At 62.6% G+C, this 15,766-nt stretch carries 15 protein-coding genes; 11 read left to right on the top strand and 4 right to left on the bottom strand.

Annotated features, from left to right (window positions below; all coding sequences use genetic code 11):
• Positions 1-222: 222 nt before the first annotated feature.
• Positions 223-1,047: a diaminopimelate epimerase gene (gene dapF / locus FGU65_RS15500; RefSeq protein WP_301665408.1), complete on the bottom strand. Its 825-nt coding sequence runs from the start codon at positions 1,045-1,047 to the stop codon at positions 223-225.
• Positions 1,048-1,113: 66 nt separating this feature from the next.
• Complete coding sequence (locus FGU65_RS15495; protein WP_301665407.1) at positions 1,114-2,076, bottom strand: ribose 1,5-bisphosphate isomerase; 963 nt, start codon at positions 2,074-2,076, stop codon at positions 1,114-1,116.
• 57 nt (positions 2,077-2,133) lie between these two features.
• Between FGU65_RS15495 and FGU65_RS15490 the strand changes: the two genes are divergently transcribed.
• From FGU65_RS15490 to asnB, 10 genes are all read left to right on the top strand, one after another.
• On the top strand, positions 2,134-2,973 hold the full coding sequence (locus tag FGU65_RS15490; RefSeq protein WP_301665406.1) for an HAD family hydrolase: 840 nt from the start codon (positions 2,134-2,136) through the stop codon (positions 2,971-2,973).
• A gap of 47 nt (positions 2,974-3,020) precedes the next feature.
• On the top strand, positions 3,021-4,631 hold the full coding sequence (gene atwA, locus FGU65_RS15485) for a methyl coenzyme M reductase system, component A2 (RefSeq protein WP_301665405.1): 1,611 nt from the start codon (positions 3,021-3,023) through the stop codon (positions 4,629-4,631).
• Positions 4,632-4,644: 13 nt separating this feature from the next.
• The gene (mmp3, locus tag FGU65_RS15480) at positions 4,645-6,171 is read left to right on the top strand and encodes a methyl-coenzyme M reductase-associated protein Mmp3 (protein ID WP_301665404.1); all 1,527 of its coding nucleotides are present in this window, start codon (positions 4,645-4,647) and stop codon (positions 6,169-6,171) included.
• Positions 6,172-6,636: a methanogenesis marker 6 protein gene (locus tag FGU65_RS15475; RefSeq protein ID WP_301665403.1), complete on the top strand. Its 465-nt coding sequence runs from the start codon at positions 6,172-6,174 to the stop codon at positions 6,634-6,636. It abuts the gene before it with no gap.
• 4 nt (positions 6,637-6,640) lie between these two features.
• Positions 6,641-7,093 (top strand): methanogenesis marker 5 protein, encoded by a 453-nt coding sequence (locus FGU65_RS15470; RefSeq protein WP_301665402.1) that lies wholly within the window; start codon positions 6,641-6,643, stop codon positions 7,091-7,093.
• The gene (locus FGU65_RS15465; protein ID WP_301665401.1) at positions 7,090-8,328 is read left to right on the top strand and encodes a methanogenesis marker 15 protein; all 1,239 of its coding nucleotides are present in this window, start codon (positions 7,090-7,092) and stop codon (positions 8,326-8,328) included. The genes FGU65_RS15470 and FGU65_RS15465 overlap by 4 nt, the downstream gene beginning before the upstream one ends.
• Before the next feature lie 2 nt (positions 8,329-8,330).
• Positions 8,331-8,915, top strand: coding sequence for a methanogenesis marker 17 protein (locus FGU65_RS15460; RefSeq protein WP_301665400.1), 585 nt, complete (start codon positions 8,331-8,333; stop codon positions 8,913-8,915).
• Entirely contained in the window at positions 8,912-9,853 is a 942-nt protein-coding gene (locus FGU65_RS15455) for a methanogenesis marker 7 protein (protein WP_301665399.1), read from the top strand. The genes FGU65_RS15460 and FGU65_RS15455 overlap by 4 nt, the downstream gene beginning before the upstream one ends.
• A gap of 2 nt (positions 9,854-9,855) precedes the next feature.
• Complete coding sequence (locus FGU65_RS15450; protein WP_301665398.1) at positions 9,856-10,302, top strand: carboxymuconolactone decarboxylase family protein; 447 nt, start codon at positions 9,856-9,858, stop codon at positions 10,300-10,302.
• Positions 10,303-10,382: 80 nt separating this feature from the next.
• Positions 10,383-12,245 (top strand): asparagine synthase (glutamine-hydrolyzing), encoded by a 1,863-nt coding sequence (asnB, locus tag FGU65_RS15445; protein WP_301665397.1) that lies wholly within the window; start codon positions 10,383-10,385, stop codon positions 12,243-12,245.
• Positions 12,246-12,785: 540 nt separating this feature from the next.
• Here asnB and FGU65_RS15440 read toward each other — a convergent pair.
• Positions 12,786-13,472, bottom strand: a complete 687-nt coding sequence (locus FGU65_RS15440; RefSeq protein ID WP_301665396.1) for a DUF1614 domain-containing protein — start codon at positions 13,470-13,472, stop codon at positions 12,786-12,788.
• A gap of 548 nt (positions 13,473-14,020) precedes the next feature.
• On the opposite strand from FGU65_RS15440, the gene FGU65_RS15435 reads away from it, so the two are divergent.
• Entirely contained in the window at positions 14,021-14,740 is a 720-nt protein-coding gene (locus tag FGU65_RS15435; RefSeq protein WP_301665395.1) for an ATP-binding cassette domain-containing protein, read from the top strand.
• Between the two features lie 6 nt (positions 14,741-14,746).
• On the opposite strand, the gene FGU65_RS15430 is transcribed toward FGU65_RS15435, so the two are convergent.
• Positions 14,747-15,733 carry a YbgA family protein gene (locus FGU65_RS15430; protein ID WP_301665394.1) on the bottom strand — a complete coding sequence of 329 codons (987 nt, stop codon included), beginning with the start codon at positions 15,731-15,733 and terminating at the stop codon, positions 14,747-14,749.
• Positions 15,734-15,766: the final 33 nt, after the last annotated feature.

Here is a 15,766-nt window from a genome sequence, read left to right as displayed (position 1 = left end):
ATCGTGTCGGCGGAGGGGTACCAGGGGAGGGGGCATGCCCCCTCCCCTGCCCCTACGAAGGTATCCCTCACCACGCACTTCACCCGGAAGCGTCGGTAGTGCGCAAGATGGAGCTAGTTTCTGCGAAAGAGTTTCACCTCTCATCCGTCGCGGGATCCGGACCGATCTCCGGGCATGTTTGGGAGTGTCCCTAAAAAAGAAATGATGGCTATTCTCTGAGCGCTAAAACGATATCGTCCCGACAAATACCGTCTCGGCAGGCCCTTCCATCGTCGTCGTCTCGCCGAGGCGGATGACGAGCGGCCCGCCGTTCGTCTCGACCTCGACGGTGCTGCCGGCGAATCCCCGGTGGTTGGCGACCGCCGCCGCCGCCGTTGCCCCCGTGCCGCAGCTGAAGGTCTCTGCCTCGACGCCCCGCTCGAAGGTCCGGATCCGGAGGGTTCCGTCCCCGCCGATCTCGACGAAGTTGACGTTCGCCCCCTGCGGGAACGTCGCGTGGTTGCGGACGGCAGGCCCGATCCGGTCGATATCGACCGCCCCGAGCTCGCGGATGAAGACCACCGCGTGCGGGACGCCGGTGTTGACGGCGTACACCGTGTGGCCGGCGATCGTCTCCTCGTACTCGCCCTCGCCGGTCGCGGGAACGCTGCTGCGGTCAAACACCGGATTCGTCATGGTGATGGTTGCGGTAAACCCGTTCCCTTCCTCGTCATAGCCCATGGTGACCGGCATGATGCCCGCCATCGTCTCGACGGTGCAGGACTCCTTCACGTATCCGGCATCGTGGGCGTACTTCGCCAGGCACCGGATGCCGTTCCCGCACATCTCGGCCTCGCTCTCGTCGGGCTGGAAGAGGCGCATCTTCACGTCGGCACGCTCCGACGGCTGCAGGAACAGGACGCCGTCGGCCCCGATCCCGAACCTCCGGTCGCAGTAGAGCGCTGCGAACTGCGGTTTCATCTCGTCCGGAATGATCTCGCCGTCATGCTCGTCTATCAGGATAAAATCGTTCCCGTTTCCCTGGAGTTTGGCAAAGGTAATCTCCATCGCAATCATCCTCCGTAGGTATAGGGAGCGGCAGGTGATAAACCGTTACGCCCCGCATCCGGGGTTTTAGTCCTGGTTGCGGTGATCCAGAACCAGTTGTCTCTGAAAGTCTTCGATATTCCAGCCGAGATACTCCCGGATGATCGTGTAGGCGAGCTCAGGGGGAATCGCTCCTTTCTCGGTCACGATGAGATCGACGTACTCCGCAGGGGTGACATCGAAGGCCGGGTTTCTGACGGTGACGTGTTTGAGCGTGCGGGCAATCTCCTCAGGGAGGACTTCGGCGGGCGATCGCTCCTCGATCTCGATCAGCTCGCCGAGAACTGTCCGGGGGGCGAACTTGTAGGTCTCGGCCGCGACGACGACGTTCGTCCGGGCCTCGTGCGCGGCGAGGGCGATCTGCGCCGTCCCGATCTTGTTCACCACCGCACCGTTGACCGTGATGGCGTCTGCGCCGACGACGACGAGGGTGATCCGGTTCATGATCGAGCGGACCGCGGAGTCGATGATGAAGCTTGTCCGGATCCCCGCATCGTCGAGCGCCCGGATGGTGAGGTGGCCCTGGTTCCGCGGCCGGACCTCGGTTGCGTAGACCGTAAGGTCTTTCCCCTGCCGGTGGGCTTCGAGAATACAGGCGAGCGCCGCTTCCGAGTTGCAGTGCGTCAGAACGGTATCGCCGTCGGAGATATGGCGTGCACCGATATCCGCAATCCGCTCAACGGCGTGGAGCGACGAGGTGACGAACGCGTCCGCCCGCCGCCGGACCGCGTCCCGGGCCTCGGGCAGGCTGTCTGCTGCCGAGAGCGGCGCCATCACGGCGTGCACCGCGTTCGGCAGTGAAACGGCGGTCGGCCGTGTGGCAAGGAGGGTTTCGGCGGCCTCCTGCATCCCGGAGCGGAACGCAGCAAGGTCGGTGGCGTCGAGCGTATCGGCATACCCGGCAAGGGCTTCCACAGCAGCCCGGGCGATCCGTCCCGCCCCCCGGATCTCCATCGTCCGGATACGCTCCGCCGTTTCATTCAGCAGCATACATCTTCAAGGAAGAGACGATACAATACTACATAGAACTGTTGGCGTGAAAGCTGTATGTCGGTTGCCGTTGTCTTTGATAGTGCAGGAACACTCCTGAAAACCTTCCGCGTAGCGCGAAACGTGCAGAGCGCCGAGATGCTCATCGACATGGAGACGACCACCCTCACCTTCGCCTGCGAAAGCAGGGCTCTTGTGGTGCTCCACCTCCACTCGCGCGATGTCGTTGACGCACCGCCGGATACCCCGCTCGCGGCGTTTCTCGTGGAGAACGGGATCGGATTCGGCGTCGCATGCGCCTCCCGCGTGGTCCCGGCCGAGAAGGTTGCCGATGCGCTCTACACCGACACCGGTGCCCGCGTCGGTGACCTTCAGGAGTGCATCCGCCAGGTCTGGAAGAGCTGCAGGCAGGAATCGATCGTGACGCTCAACTCGGGGGTGATCCTGAACATGGACCTGCCCGGCATCGAGTTTACGGTCACCACGGGCGGCAAACCCTTCGACGGTGCGAAAGAGACGATCAGCGAGCTGCACCGGATGGGTATCCCGGCATACATCGCCTCCGGCGACCGGGTGGTAAAGCTCGAGAAGATGGCTGATTATCTCGGGATACCGCGGGAACGCGTGTACGGCATTGCTACGCCGTCGATGAAAGCACAGATCGTCGAAGACCTGCGAAAGGAGTACGACGTCGTGGTCATGGTCGGTGACGCGATCAACGACCTCCATGCCTTCAAAAAAGCCGATGTGGCCATCCTTTCGGCGGAGCAGTCGGATACGAAGCCTGAAGTGCTGTACCGCAGCACCGACTACGTCATCAGAAATGTCACCGAAGTACCGGGTATCATCAAAACCCTTCTCGGCGATGGTTCGGCGCCGGATACTGGTACGATATAAAACATAATATGATACGACCACAACAATAGTGTAACGAGGAGCTTGCGATGAACCCATTAATAACGGTCAAAAACCTCTGTATGGATTTCAATGGCAATAGTGCATTGAAAAATATAAGCTTTGAGATTGCAGAGGGAGAGATTGTAGGGATTATCGGCAGGAGCGGATCCGGAAAGACCGTTTTGATGCACCTGATGCGTGGAGTCGACCAACCCCCGACGGGCGGGCAGATTATATACCATATCGCCGCCTGCGAGGGATGCGACTATCTCACCGTGCAGAGTGCCGCCGGCAAGCCCTGCCCGAGATGCGGCGGAGAACTGAAGGCACAGGATGTTGATTTCTGGGCGGAGGAGAATGCGCCCCTGAAACGGCGGATCATGCGCCGCACAGCCATCATGTTCCAGAGGACGTTTGCGCTGTACGGCGATGACCGGGTCATCGAGAACGTCCTGCATGCTCTGGACGATATCGGCTATCCGTCCGAGAAAGCGGTCGGCCGGGCCGCCGATCTCATCGACGAGGTCAGGCTCTCGCACCGGATGATGCACATCGCCCGCGACCTCTCGGGCGGTGAGAAGCAGCGGGTCGTGCTCGCCCGCCAGCTTGCAAAGGAACCGGTCCTGCTCTTCGCCGACGAACCGACCGGCACCCTCGATCCCGAGACGGCGGTGCTGGTGCACAAAATGCTGATCGAGAGCGCCCGTACAAACGAGATGGGCATGGTCGTCACCTCGCACTTCTCGCAGGTGATCGAGGACGTCGCCGACCGGGCTCTCCTCCTGGAGGAAGGCGAGATCATCAAGATCGGGCAGCCGAAAGAGGTCATTCACCGGTTCATGGAGGACTACAGCGACCTCGAACAGCACACGGTCGCCGAGGTCGGTGAGAAGGTGATGGTCGCCCGCGATGTCATCAAGCGGTACCTCTCGGTCGACCGCGGTGTGGTGAAGGCGGTGAACGGCGTCTCGTTTGAGGTGGCCGAGAAGGAGATCTTCGGCATCATCGGCAAGAGCGGTGCCGGGAAGACCACCCTCTCGCGCCTGATCTCCGGTATCCTGGAACCGACCAGCGGTGAGCTGAACGTCCGGATCGGGGAAGACTGGGTCGATATGACCAAACCGGGGATCGAAAAGCGGGGTCGTGCCAAGGCATATATCGGACTGCTCCACCAGGAGTACGACCTCTACCCGCACCGGACGGTGCTCGATAACCTCACCGATGCCATCGGCCTCGAGTTCCCGAAGGAGCTTGCGATGCGCAAGGCGATCATTACGCTCGGTATGGCCGGGTTCCCGGAGAAGAAGGCCCTGGAGATCCTGGCGCGCCACCCCGGCCAGCTCTCGGAGGGCGAGAAGCACCGTGTGGCGCTGGCACAAGTCCTGATCCGGGAGCCGCGGATCGTCATCCTCGACGAGCCGACGGGAACGATGGACCCGATCACCAAGATCGATGTGAAGCACTCGATCATGCATGCCCGCGAGGAGACGGACGAGACCTTTATTGTCGTCTCCCACGATATGGACTTTGTGAAGGATATCTGCGATCGCGTTGCACTGATGCGGGGCGGGAAGATCATTAAGATGGGGCCGACGGCCGAGGTTCTCGCAGAGCTCACGGAGGACGAGAGAGAAGTTATGGGAGGCGCCGCCTCCTGAAGGCAGGTGACGAATGGAGATCTACCTTGATGAGGAACAGATTACCGTCCCGGAGGGCACCCTTCTCGGAGATCTCCTTCCCAAAAGAGATACTGCGTGCATTGTTGCGATAGTGCGGCCGGCGGAAGAAGTAGCAACAGAGACCGAGACGATCCGGATCGTCTCGACAGCGGGGGACGTCATCGTAGAGCAGACCGGTTCCGGTATGTATCGGCTGCCGCTTGACGATCCTGACTTTTCCCGGCACCTTGTCCTCCGCTGGGCCGACCGGTATGCGGCCGCGTTCGGGCCGTTTCGATCGGACGTGTCCCCTGCACGCCTTCCCTACCGGTACGAGCGGGGTGAGGTCGTCCTCGGGTGCGGCGGATACGACCCGGGCAGGTCGTACCTTATCTTCTCCCGAATGAGCCATACCGCCGATCACGGCGCTTCGACCGGCGGGGGCATCGTCGGCCGGGTTGTCAGCGGGAAGAGCGTCATCGACCGCTGGACCGAAGGCGATACGATCCTCGGGTTCGAGCGGCTGCGGGGTCAGGCCGACCGGTCGCGGGCATTTACCACGACCGATCCTGTGCTCCCGCTTGAAGAGGGGATGCGTATCGTCACCCACGTGAAGGCCGTGGTTGAGGGGCTCGCCGCCGGCGGTGTCGATACCCGGACGGCACAGAGCGCCGAACATTTTCTCCTGGCTATGCAGCGGGGCCGGTTCTCGGTCGGCCGTTCGAGCAGCACACATATCCGGGACGAGCACCTCGTGCGGACGAGGGTCCCGGCGGAGATGACCGAACCGCGTCTGGCGGGCGCCGTCACCGTGCGGACGAGCGGCCGGTCGGAAGGAGCGGTCTATATCTATACTGCGGACGTTCCTGCAAGCCCCAGCCATACGGTCGTCGGCCGGGTGACGCACGGTCTCGAACTCGCAGTTCTCGCGAATGAGGGAGACACCTTCTGCATCCGGGCGACGCCCGAAAAGTTCGACCTCGTCGGCCTTTCTCTCGGCGAGGCGCGGAACATCGCTGCAGAGCGGGGCATCCGGATCACCTCCGACGACTCTGACGACGACCGGGTCGTGGTCGACCAGGATCCCCCGACGACCCTTGAGGTTCTGGGAGCGGGCGAGGTTGCGGTTGCGACCCTGCCGCCCGACCGGGTGATCGGCATCCGTCTGCATGACGAGGACGCACCGCTGTCGTGCGCCATCCTCCGGGAGGTTACGGGGCTCAAGACCCATTCCGTCGGGAAAATCCCGTTTTATTTCAAGTTCGAGGATGTCTACCTTTTCAAGCCGTCCATCGCACGGGGTATCGGTATCATCCCGGAGAATACCCCGGTAGACGTCGTGCCTGCAGACACCCTCGCCATGACCAACGACTCCCGGAAAGGTGCCGGCCTCGTCGGGGTGCGGACGACGGAGAGCCGCGAATTCGGGCCGACGTCGGAGCCGTTCTCCGGTACAAATATCATCGGTGCCGTCCTCGACATCGAAAAACTGGAAGGCCTGAAGGAAGGTACGATGGTGTACATCAGGGAGGTGACGTAAGTGGCCGACTACACGCCCCGTTTTGTGGGTACCGTTACAAAATACGTCTTCGTCGAGTCGCCGACGATGACGCCCTCCGCGCTGGCGCTCCGTGCGTATGAGGTCTCCGAAGGGGTGATGATCAAGGAGACCTGCTTCGGGCTGCAGGTCACCGGGAAGCCCGAAGAGGTCGACCGCCTCATCCGGAGAATACGGGAGTTTGACCCTGCCCATATCTTCGTCAAGGACCGGGGATTTCCGCCCGGCGACCCCAGGCGCTGCCGGGCGAACCTCGGCGGGGCACGCCCCGGCTACCTGGGCCACGAAGCCGAGTTCCCGCTGCTCCGCTACGTCTCCCACGGCCTTGAGGCGCTCGGGAAAGGCGGCGGCGCTGCACCGGAACAGCCGGCCGAAAGACGGGAAAAACATCCGCTCCTGGATATTCGCAAACTCAAAGATCTGATCGAAGAAGCTGAGGAGTCCTGAAGATATGGCAAAGGTCTTTATTTATCCTGCAACGAGTCTGATACTCTCCGATCTGGTGGCACGGTTCGGGCATCAGCCGCTCGGCGCCGCTCTCTCCATCCGGGAGCGGATTCAGACGGCCGGCGTCGAATCGCCGCCGCTGCAGATCACCCCGGAGGAGCCGAAGAAAGGACTCAAGTATGCGGCCGTAGAGGTCCCGTCCGGTGTCCGCGGCCGGATGTCGGTGTACGGGCCGCTGATCGAGGCTGCGGAGGCTGCTGTCATCGTGACCGATGCGGACCTTGCGTTCGGGTGCATGGGCTGCGCCCGGACAGACGAGCTGATCCTTTTTTCGCTCAGGAGCAAGGACATTCCGATTCTTGAAGTGGAGTATCCCCGGAGCGAAGAGGAAGGTGTCCGGTTTGTCGCCGCCATCAGGGATTTCCTCGCGAACCTGAAGACGGAGGAGACTGCATGACGCAGAAGGTCAGGATCGCCCAGCTCTCCTGCGGCCCCGAGTACAGCGGGGTGCAGGGGGAGATCTACGAGGCGGCGGGCGCGGTCGACGCCGAGATCTTCTTCCCGGACGTAGCGCTCGCAGACGTTATGTCGGCGGTGCAGGAGTTCGGGCTCGATGTCAGGAGCGCAGACCTCAAACTCGCCATTGCGCGTGCGAAAGCACTCGTCGAGGGGAAGGTGGACGCGGACGCCGTCTTCATCGCCACCTGTTTCCGGTGCGCCGAGGCGGCGATCGTCAGGAACGAGCTGCGCCGGTACATCCACGAGCGCTCCACCCTCCCCGTCGTCAGCTACTCCTTCACCGAACGGACGACCGCCGGGACGCTGCTCACGCGGATGGAGGCGCTGACCACCATCGCCCGGCGGCGTGCGCTCCTTGCCCGGGAGGAGCAGACCGGTATCACGCTCGGGGTGGACAGCGGGTCGAGCACCACGAAGGCGGTCGTGATGCGGGACAACAAGGTCGTCGGAACCGGGTGGCGCCCGACCATCGAGGTGCTCAAGAGTGCGGACGAGGTGGTCGCCCTCGCCCTCGCCGAGGCCGGCCTTTCGCGCGATGACATCCAGGCGATCGGCACCACCGGATACGGCCGGTTCCTGATCGGCAAACATCTCGGCGCCGACCTGATCCAGGAAGAACTCACCGTCAACTCGAAGGGTGCCGTCTATCTCGCCGATCATCAGCGGGGTGCGTCGACGGTCATCGATATCGGCGGTATGGACAACAAGGCGATCAGTGTCATCGACGGCATCCCCGGGACGTTCACGATGGGCGGCATCTGCGCCGGTGCGAGCGGGCGGTTCCTGGAGATGACCGCAAAGCGGCTCGGCGTCGACATCACGGAGCTCGGGCCGCTTGCCCTGAAGGGATTCGGCAAGAACGTCCCGATGAACAGCTATTGTATCGTCTTCGGGACGCAGAGCCTGGTGAACGCGCTGGCAGCAGGCAGCTCGCCGGAAGACGTCGCCGCCGCCGCCTGCCACAGCGTCGCCGAACAGGTCTTCGAGCAGCAGCTCCAGGAGGTCGACATCAAAGAGCCGGTGATCATGGTGGGCGGAACGTCGCTGATCGAGGGGCTGGTTCACGCGATGGGCGAGCTTCTGCAGACCGATATCGTCGTCCCGCCGCACTCGCAGTACATCGGGGCGGTCGGTTCTGCCCTGCTCGCCTCCGGCTATATCAAAGGGGACTAACGATGCCGCCGCTGAAGTACTTCGAGGTCGAGTGCAGCGATCCGGTGGGCGGCGAGGCCTACAAACGGATCGCCGCCGACGTCCTGCAGGACCTCGATCTTCTGAAGGTGTTTGAGAAACTCCACATCTTCGTCGACCCGAAGGTTCCGATCTTCGTTGCCGCCGGGGTGATCCGGCACCTGCCGCGTCGGGTGCGGGTGCGGGACTTTGCCGGCATCAACGTTCAGGAAGGAAAAGCCGTCCTCGATATCGGCGACGAGACGTATCTTGCGCCGCTGCTGACCAGTCTCTGGGCGAAGTTCGGCAAAGAGAACGTCGATCAGCCCGACCGGTTCACGGTCGTCCTCCCGGAAGAGCTGTTTGCACAGGGAGAGATCGAGGATATGGTGGTGGCCGATCCCAGTGTATCCATCTACCAGGACGTGATCTATGCGATGCAGTACATCGCTCCGGAGGGGTTCAAGGTGCGGCGCCAGCACGTCGGGGGCACAAAATTTTACTATGTTGCCAGTGAGGACACCCTGCCCGAAGACGTCGTGGAGACGCTGGTGGCCGATACGTTTGCCCGCATGGGGGAGAGCCTGTGACGACGCTGGTTCCGATCACGTATAAAGGCGGGGTCTACCGCCACGACGAGATCGTCGATCTCATCGACGATCTCGGAGGGTATATCGTGCAGAAGCACGTGATGGCGCAGGAAGTGGTGCTCCAGTCCTTTGTCCCGCGGGACGACGTCGGCCTCATCCGGCGGATCGCCAAACCCCTGGCCGGCGAGGTGATCGAAGCGCCGCTCGTCGGTACCGAGATCGCCGTCGTCAGCCCGAGCCTCGAGATCCACCATCTCCCGCATACCTCCTGCGACATCGCGGAGTATCTCCGGCGGGCGGGTGCCAAGACCAATATGGTCGGCCTTGCCCGGGGATTCGGCAAACGGATCGCCAACCTGAGCGCCGAGGAGCGGGACGTCATCAACGAACACGATCTCGCCGTCTACGTTCTCGGCAGCTTCGAGGAGTGCCTTCGGCAGAAGTTCCCGGTGCTGCGACGCGGCGTCGACGTGCCGATCGTGCTCACCGGCGCTCCCGACCGCGAGACGCTGACCCGGATAACCGATCCTCCCGTCGAGGGATATGTCGGTGATGTCGGCAGGATCATGCACCGGTTCAAGCGGCCGGAGGAGATACGGAAACTCGACGAACTGGTGGACGAGGTTTCGCGTGCCCTCGACGCCAGGCGGGACGAGATTGCCAAAGATCCGCTCTCGATCTTTCCGGCGCGGCTGATGGACATCCTTGAAGAGAAGGTGCAGGAAGTGAGTCTGCTGACGCACCCGACCCCGGTGACCGCCCAGCTCGCCGGTCTGCGGGTCAAGCTGCCGTACGAGGAGTACGCAGACGCCCTCCGCGCGCTCGAGATCGCCGACGGGGTGACGGTAGGGGACATTGCCGAGGTTCTCCCTTCCAAAATGCGCAATTACATATTAATCCGGATCAAACCGTACTCGGAAACCCGGATCATGGTGTAGCGATGGATTTCGAACGAATACTCGCGACCGTCTCGGAGCGCGGCACCGGGGCAATCGCAGAAGAGTGGCTCCACGATATCGAGAAGGAGTACGGAAGAGTTCCGCTGATCTTTGAGCGGATGAGCGAGCGGCCCGAGATCCTCATCTCCCATCTCCTCTATAAGAGTGCGGTCGTGGAGACCAGCCAGCTCGAGCCGAAGATGATCGAGCTGATCAGCCTCGCCGTGGGAGCGGCGCTGAAGTGCAGCCACTGCGTGGAGTACCACATGGCGGCGGCAAAGGCAAAAGGCGCAACCCGGGCGGAGATCCTTGAGGTGATCCTCATCGCCGGCCTGCTCGCCAACTCGGCGGTTCTCGCGGACGCCTACCGTGTGGTCAACGGAAAGCCGGAAGTCTGCCCGTCCTGCGACATCAACGGAACCGGCCTGAAGAAGACCTGCTCGGAGTGATCGTCTCCTCTTTTCTGCGGTCACGGACCGGCAGGACGCGACCAGAGCGTTCATGAGCGTTCACCGATAACTGATATCCAATGTGCGGGATAGCCGGCCAGTTCATGCTCTCGTCGCTGCCGCCCGATGCGGGCATCCTTGCTGCCATGTCCGCGAGCCTTGCCCATCGGGGGCCCGACGGCGAAGGCCTCCGTATCGACGGCCGGGCCGGGCTTGCCCACCGCCGCCTCTCGATCATCGATCTTACGGAGGAAGGGGCGCAGCCGATGAGAAGCGAGGACGAATCCCTCTGGCTGGTCTTCAACGGCGAGATCTACAACTACGTCGAACTCCGGGACGAGCTCGCCGCGCTCGGGCACCGGTTCCGTTCAGGCACCGATACCGAGGTGATCCTCCACGCCTACGAGGAGTGGGGGAGGGACTGCCTGCAGCGGTTCAACGGGATGTGGGCGTTTGCGCTCTGGGATGCCGGGAACGAAGAGCTCTTCTGCGCCCGCGACCGTCTGGGCGTCAAGCCGTTCTACTATGCCGTCGCCGACGGATCGTTCCTCTTTGCCTCCGAGATAAAAGCGCTGCTCGTCCACCCGGACGTCGGGCGCCGGCCGAACGACCGGGCGCTGATGACGTTCCTCGCCTGGGGGGTTGCCGACCACACCGCCGAGACGATGTTCTCCGGCGTCCTGCAGCTCCCGCCGGCGCACGCACTGGTCGTCAGGCCGGACGGGGCCGGAGAACCGTTCCGCTACTGGGACGTGGCGATGAACGGCGAGGCGGCATCGGCTCCGGGAACCGATGAGGCGGCGCGGGAAGGTCTGCGAAATCTCCTGACCGATGCGGTGCGGCTCCGGCTGCGGGCGGACGTCCCGGTCGGCACCTGCCTCTCGGGCGGGATCGATTCGTCGACCCTGACGGTGCTGATCAACGATCTCCTCCGCACCGAGGCGCCTGCAAGTGTCGGGAGCCGGCAGAACACTTTCTCTGTCTGTTTCGACGATCCCCGGTTCTCGGAGAGCCGGTTTATGGACGTGGTCGTGGACGCGACCGGGGTGTCGAGCCACCGGACGAGCCCGGACCCCGCCCGCCTCTGGGAGGATATCGGCGACCTGCTGTATGCACAGGACGAACCGTTTGCGTCGCTCTCCATCTATGCCCAGTACTGCGTGATGCGGCTTGCCCGTGATTCGGTGAAGGTGGTGCTGGACGGCCAGGGCGCCGACGAGCAGCTCGGCGGCTACATCGCCTACCAGACGTCGTATATCCGCGGCCTCCTCCAGGAAGGGCGCCTGCGGCAGGCAGCGCTCGAGCTGGCGGGGAGCATGCGGCATCACCGCGGGTTCTTCTCCTGGGCGCTCCGGCAGGCGGTGGTGCGGAAGGGCAGGCGCGACCTTTTGCGCGGCGAGCCTCCCGAGGTGCTCCGCTACCAGGGATCGCTTGCCGAGGTGCTCAAACGGGAGATCGTTGCGACGAACCTTCCGCTCCTGCTCCACTGGGAAGATCGGAACTCCATGGCATTCTCCATCGAGTCGCGTGTCCCGTTCCTGGACTACCGGCTTGTGGAGTACCTGGCGGCACTGCCGCTCGACCAGAAGATCCGCCGCGGCGTCACGAAGTACGTGCTCCGGAGCGCGATACGCGGTCTTGTGCCCGACGCGATACGCTGCCGGATGGACAAGATGGGGTTCGTGACGCCGGAGGAGATCTGGATGAAGGACGAACTGCGGCCCCGGGTCCTCGATCTCTTCGCATCGCAGGCGTTCCGGACGCGCCCTTACTGGGACGCGGATGCCGTGGCCGCGAACTATCGGGACTTCCTGGACGGAAAGGCGCCATACTCGACCGAGATCTGGCGGATCGTCTGTGCGGAACTCTGGCTGCAGAAGTTCTTTGACCGGGGGGATGAGGCGGGCAGGTCTGACCAGATGTGCGCGAACAGTGTATCGTGAGGGATATCGCCATGGGGGTGGGGCCGAGGTGATGCCTCCTGTATACGCTACCGTAGCCTATGGGTGCACTGAATTCCTGTTGCTATCGGCGAGGTCCAGGCACTTGATGCGGTCCCATCTATTGCTCCGGATGACTGCAATCCGGGGTATTCGGGGGCATGGGCTTTCGCCTGGGTATCGCCATGACTGCCCCCGCCCCCAGGGGAGGAGGCCGGAGGCCGGGCGAGGTGGGGGGTGAGGTGTGCGGATCTTCGTGGGAGACAGGGGAGGGGAAAACCCCTCCCCGTCGGCCCCACCCCGGGGGGCGATTAGCCGCCACGGTCCACGGCATGGGGAGACGCCCGGGAAAAAGGTCGTCCCCGGGACAAGCCTCATCAGGGGAAGAACGCGGGATACGCTTGAATCGCCGTATCGAAGGGTAGCGCTCATGGGGCATCCCCCTTCCCCGACGCGATTGCCCCTGCAGTCCCCGGAACGGGCGGTGCAGGCTGATGGACGCACACGACGTATCAGCCAAATCGCAGCACGCCCCCGGGCGGATCACCCGGATTCTGTTTCGCTGTCCTGCGGGCAGGCGATCTTCATCTTCCGGATCCTCCTGCCGAAGTACGCGGCGAGCGCGACGGCGAGGATGCCGGTGATGAAGATGCCGTCGAATATGCCCGCCCCGCCGATGGAGAGCGTTGTCCCGGCGACGGCGGTCAGCGATGCGAGGACGGCGGGATTTGCCAGGTTGAAGATGTCGGCTCCCATGAGTGTTCCCACCGTGCCGCCCGCGTAGGCGAGCATCGGCGCGGTGCCGCAGCCGCGTGCGAGAAGGAGCCCTGCTCCCGCCCCTGCGAGCGGAGCGATGTAAAACGGCATGGTGATGCCGACACCCGGGACGGGCGTTGCGAAGGCGAAGGTGATGAGCGATACCGCTGCAATCGCGGCCAGCGCATGGTAGCGGTTTACCCGGCGCCTGACAGCCAGTTCGAGGGTGATGAAGAGCGGGATGATGCAGCCGCCGACGTTGACCGCAATGACGGCGCCGTCGAGCGGAATGAGGGGGATGTTGATGAAACTCCCGACGAGCGCACCGACGGTCATCAGGACTGCCTGGTGAAATCGAAACCCGATCGCCTCGAAGGCCTCCTCGCTGATCAGCAGGAAGCTGAAGATGAGCAGCAGCGGCACGATGACGATGAGTGCCAGAATAATCTGTTCCTGGCTGGCCGGAAACGGCAAAATCGCTACTGTGGATAGGGAATTTTCCATGTCTGTCGTAGTCTCATGCTCTGTATCATTTAAAAAGGATGGGGTGCGGTGCGGATCGTTCCCGGCCGCCGGTGTCTGGAAATCACGGTCGGCAGGAACGCTCCGGGCGGCGCAGGGAGGCGTTCCGGTTTGTTCCGGGCTCATGTGGGGAATGCACGGTTGCTCCGTCCCGTTCCGGCGCATGGAACCGTCTTCCGTTGATCGATCCTGTACGGGATTGCCTCCCGGTGGCCATTCTTATAGGTACATATCCTGTGATTCTATCTCAAACAGATGATTTAAATCGAATCTTATATCCGGAAATGCCAGATCTATTCTCTTTGCAAATTCGGTAATACTATATATTGGTAATTTAAATAGAATGGTAGTCAGCCGTACGCGGCGTAGAACGTTCTGTGGCCGGTAGGTACGCCGCTTCTCTCCGTTTATCCGAAAGGAGCGCACCCGAAGCCTTCGTCAGGGAAGAGATGAGCGTTCCGAACGAGACAGGACACATACCGAGATATCCCGTGAGTGCCATGACAGCAGTTACCGTCGAAGAGTTGATCCGGCGTCTGGACAGCATGCAGGCTCGCGGCCCTATCCCGTTTGATGTTCGAAAAGGTGAGATTTTTGGCCTTCTCTGTCCGAATGGCTCCGGGAAAAGCACGCTCGTTGCTCTTCTCACAACGCTCCTGATCCCGATGCCGGAGTATGCCGAGCGGTCCGCGTTCGCGATCCTCGGGAACCTCGGTGATGTGCGGCGGAGTCTTGCAATCGTTTTCCAGGAGCAGATCCTCGATCCGCAGATGACCGGGCGGGAGAACCTTGACTTCCATGCACGGCTTCACGGCATCGGGGAGGATATCCGGAACCGCCGCATCCGGAGCATCCTCGAGCGCATGGCGCTTACGGATCTGGCGGATCTTCCGGTGAAGACCTACGCTCCCGGCCAGGTGAAGCGGTTTGAGATTGCCCGGAGCCTGGTGCACAATCCAACGCTTCTCCTGATGGCGGAACCCACGGGGGGCCTGGACAGCGGATCCAGAAAAGATATCTGGGATGCGCTCTGCGCCCTGAACCGGGAGCTTGGTGTTACCATCATCTTCACGTCGCATCATATCGAGGAGATCGACCACCTCTGCAATCGCGTGGCGATCGTCGACGGCGGAGAGATCGTCGCCCTTGATACGCCCGAAACGTTTCGCACGCTGCTTGGCGGCGATGCTGCCGCATTCGAACTCGGGGACACGGTATAACCCTGCTCATCCCGTCTCCTGCCAGAGGTCCCGTCCGCGATCGGATCGCACCTCCTCGACGTCCAGCAGCGCATCGGGGTAGGGCGCAAAGATGCTCTGCTGCTGGTAGAAGGGATCGTCGAACCGCACGACCCACGTTTTGAGAATGTTGATCGCCGGGCAGCGTGAGGTGAACCCGTCCTGGTACTTGCCGATGGCATCGCGGAAGAGTCCCCGCTCCTGCGGCGAAAGCCGGTCTGCGAGCGCCTGCACAACGCCGGTCATGACCCGGATATACGCCTCCGCGTCCGGGGGGCGGGAGAGGGCGTGGCTGAGGTGCCGGGCGTATGCTTCCGAAGCAGTATCGGGCGGGATGCTCCGGTCTCCTGCAATCCGCGCCATTTCTGCTGCTTCATGCCGGTTATACGCCTGCAGAAGAAGGGTGTGTTCTGTATGGAATGCTGCGAGCCTCTCCGGTGATGCCGCCTCGCTGACGCCCCGAAATTCGGCAAGGGTGAAGAGTTTCGTCAGGAAATGTTCGCGTATCCGGTGGTTTCGGAGCCGTCCCTCGTCTTCGACGGCAAGGTGCGCGAACCGCCGCTGCACCTCGCGGGCGAAGAGACCGCTCTTCCGGTCGACAACCGCAGATCTCCCGGTTCCGGCGTAGACGTGCACGTCACGGGTTCCACAGGAGGGAGAACGGGATTTTAGAATGAATCCGTCGATCTCCCGGAGTGAATCAAGAAACGTGTCGGTGAACGTTTCCATCCGTTCGGTGAGGTCGCGACCGGTCGCCGGTTGCACCAGCCGCACGTTCCCCTCCGGGGCAACGAGCCTGATCGGTTCACGCGGAACCCCGAGCCCGATCGCCACCTCCGGACAGACCGGGAGAAACCTGACATACTCTTTCAGCTGCCGTACGATCGGGCTCGCAATAACGTCGCCGTTGTACCTGCACCGGTCGAACTCAATGCACCTGCTCACCACGACGTTCGGCGTCGCAAATCTTCGCATGGCCTTTCCAGGCGACGGTTGTTTCTGCTGCTA

It is taken from the genome of Methanoculleus frigidifontis (assembly GCF_030464345.1).
GTDB classification, from domain to species: domain Archaea; phylum Halobacteriota; class Methanomicrobia; order Methanomicrobiales; family Methanoculleaceae; genus Methanoculleus_A; species Methanoculleus_A frigidifontis.
Note: the sequence above shows the minus strand (reverse complement) of the source record. Positions and strands in the feature narration are given on the sequence as shown.

Excerpts from the sequence above, each read along its gene's own strand:
- dapF (WP_301665408.1), bottom strand. The coding sequence starts at position 1,047 with ATGGAGATTACCTTTGCCAAACTCCAGGGAAACGGGAACGATTTTATC.
- FGU65_RS15495 (WP_301665407.1), bottom strand. The coding sequence starts at position 2,076 with ATGCTGCTGAATGAAACGGCGGAGCGTATCCGGACGATGGAGATCCGG.
- FGU65_RS15490 (WP_301665406.1), top strand. The coding sequence starts at position 2,134 with ATGTCGGTTGCCGTTGTCTTTGATAGTGCAGGAACACTCCTGAAAACC.
- atwA (WP_301665405.1), top strand. The coding sequence starts at position 3,021 with ATGAACCCATTAATAACGGTCAAAAACCTCTGTATGGATTTCAATGGC.
- mmp3 (WP_301665404.1), top strand. The coding sequence starts at position 4,645 with ATGGAGATCTACCTTGATGAGGAACAGATTACCGTCCCGGAGGGCACC.
- FGU65_RS15470 (WP_301665402.1), top strand. The coding sequence starts at position 6,641 with ATGGCAAAGGTCTTTATTTATCCTGCAACGAGTCTGATACTCTCCGAT.
- FGU65_RS15465 (WP_301665401.1), top strand. The coding sequence starts at position 7,090 with ATGACGCAGAAGGTCAGGATCGCCCAGCTCTCCTGCGGCCCCGAGTAC.
- FGU65_RS15460 (WP_301665400.1), top strand. The coding sequence starts at position 8,331 with ATGCCGCCGCTGAAGTACTTCGAGGTCGAGTGCAGCGATCCGGTGGGC.
- FGU65_RS15450 (WP_301665398.1), top strand. The coding sequence starts at position 9,856 with ATGGATTTCGAACGAATACTCGCGACCGTCTCGGAGCGCGGCACCGGG.
- asnB (WP_301665397.1), top strand. The coding sequence starts at position 10,383 with ATGTGCGGGATAGCCGGCCAGTTCATGCTCTCGTCGCTGCCGCCCGAT.
- FGU65_RS15435 (WP_301665395.1), top strand. The coding sequence starts at position 14,021 with ATGACAGCAGTTACCGTCGAAGAGTTGATCCGGCGTCTGGACAGCATG.
- FGU65_RS15430 (WP_301665394.1), bottom strand. The coding sequence starts at position 15,733 with ATGCGAAGATTTGCGACGCCGAACGTCGTGGTGAGCAGGTGCATTGAG.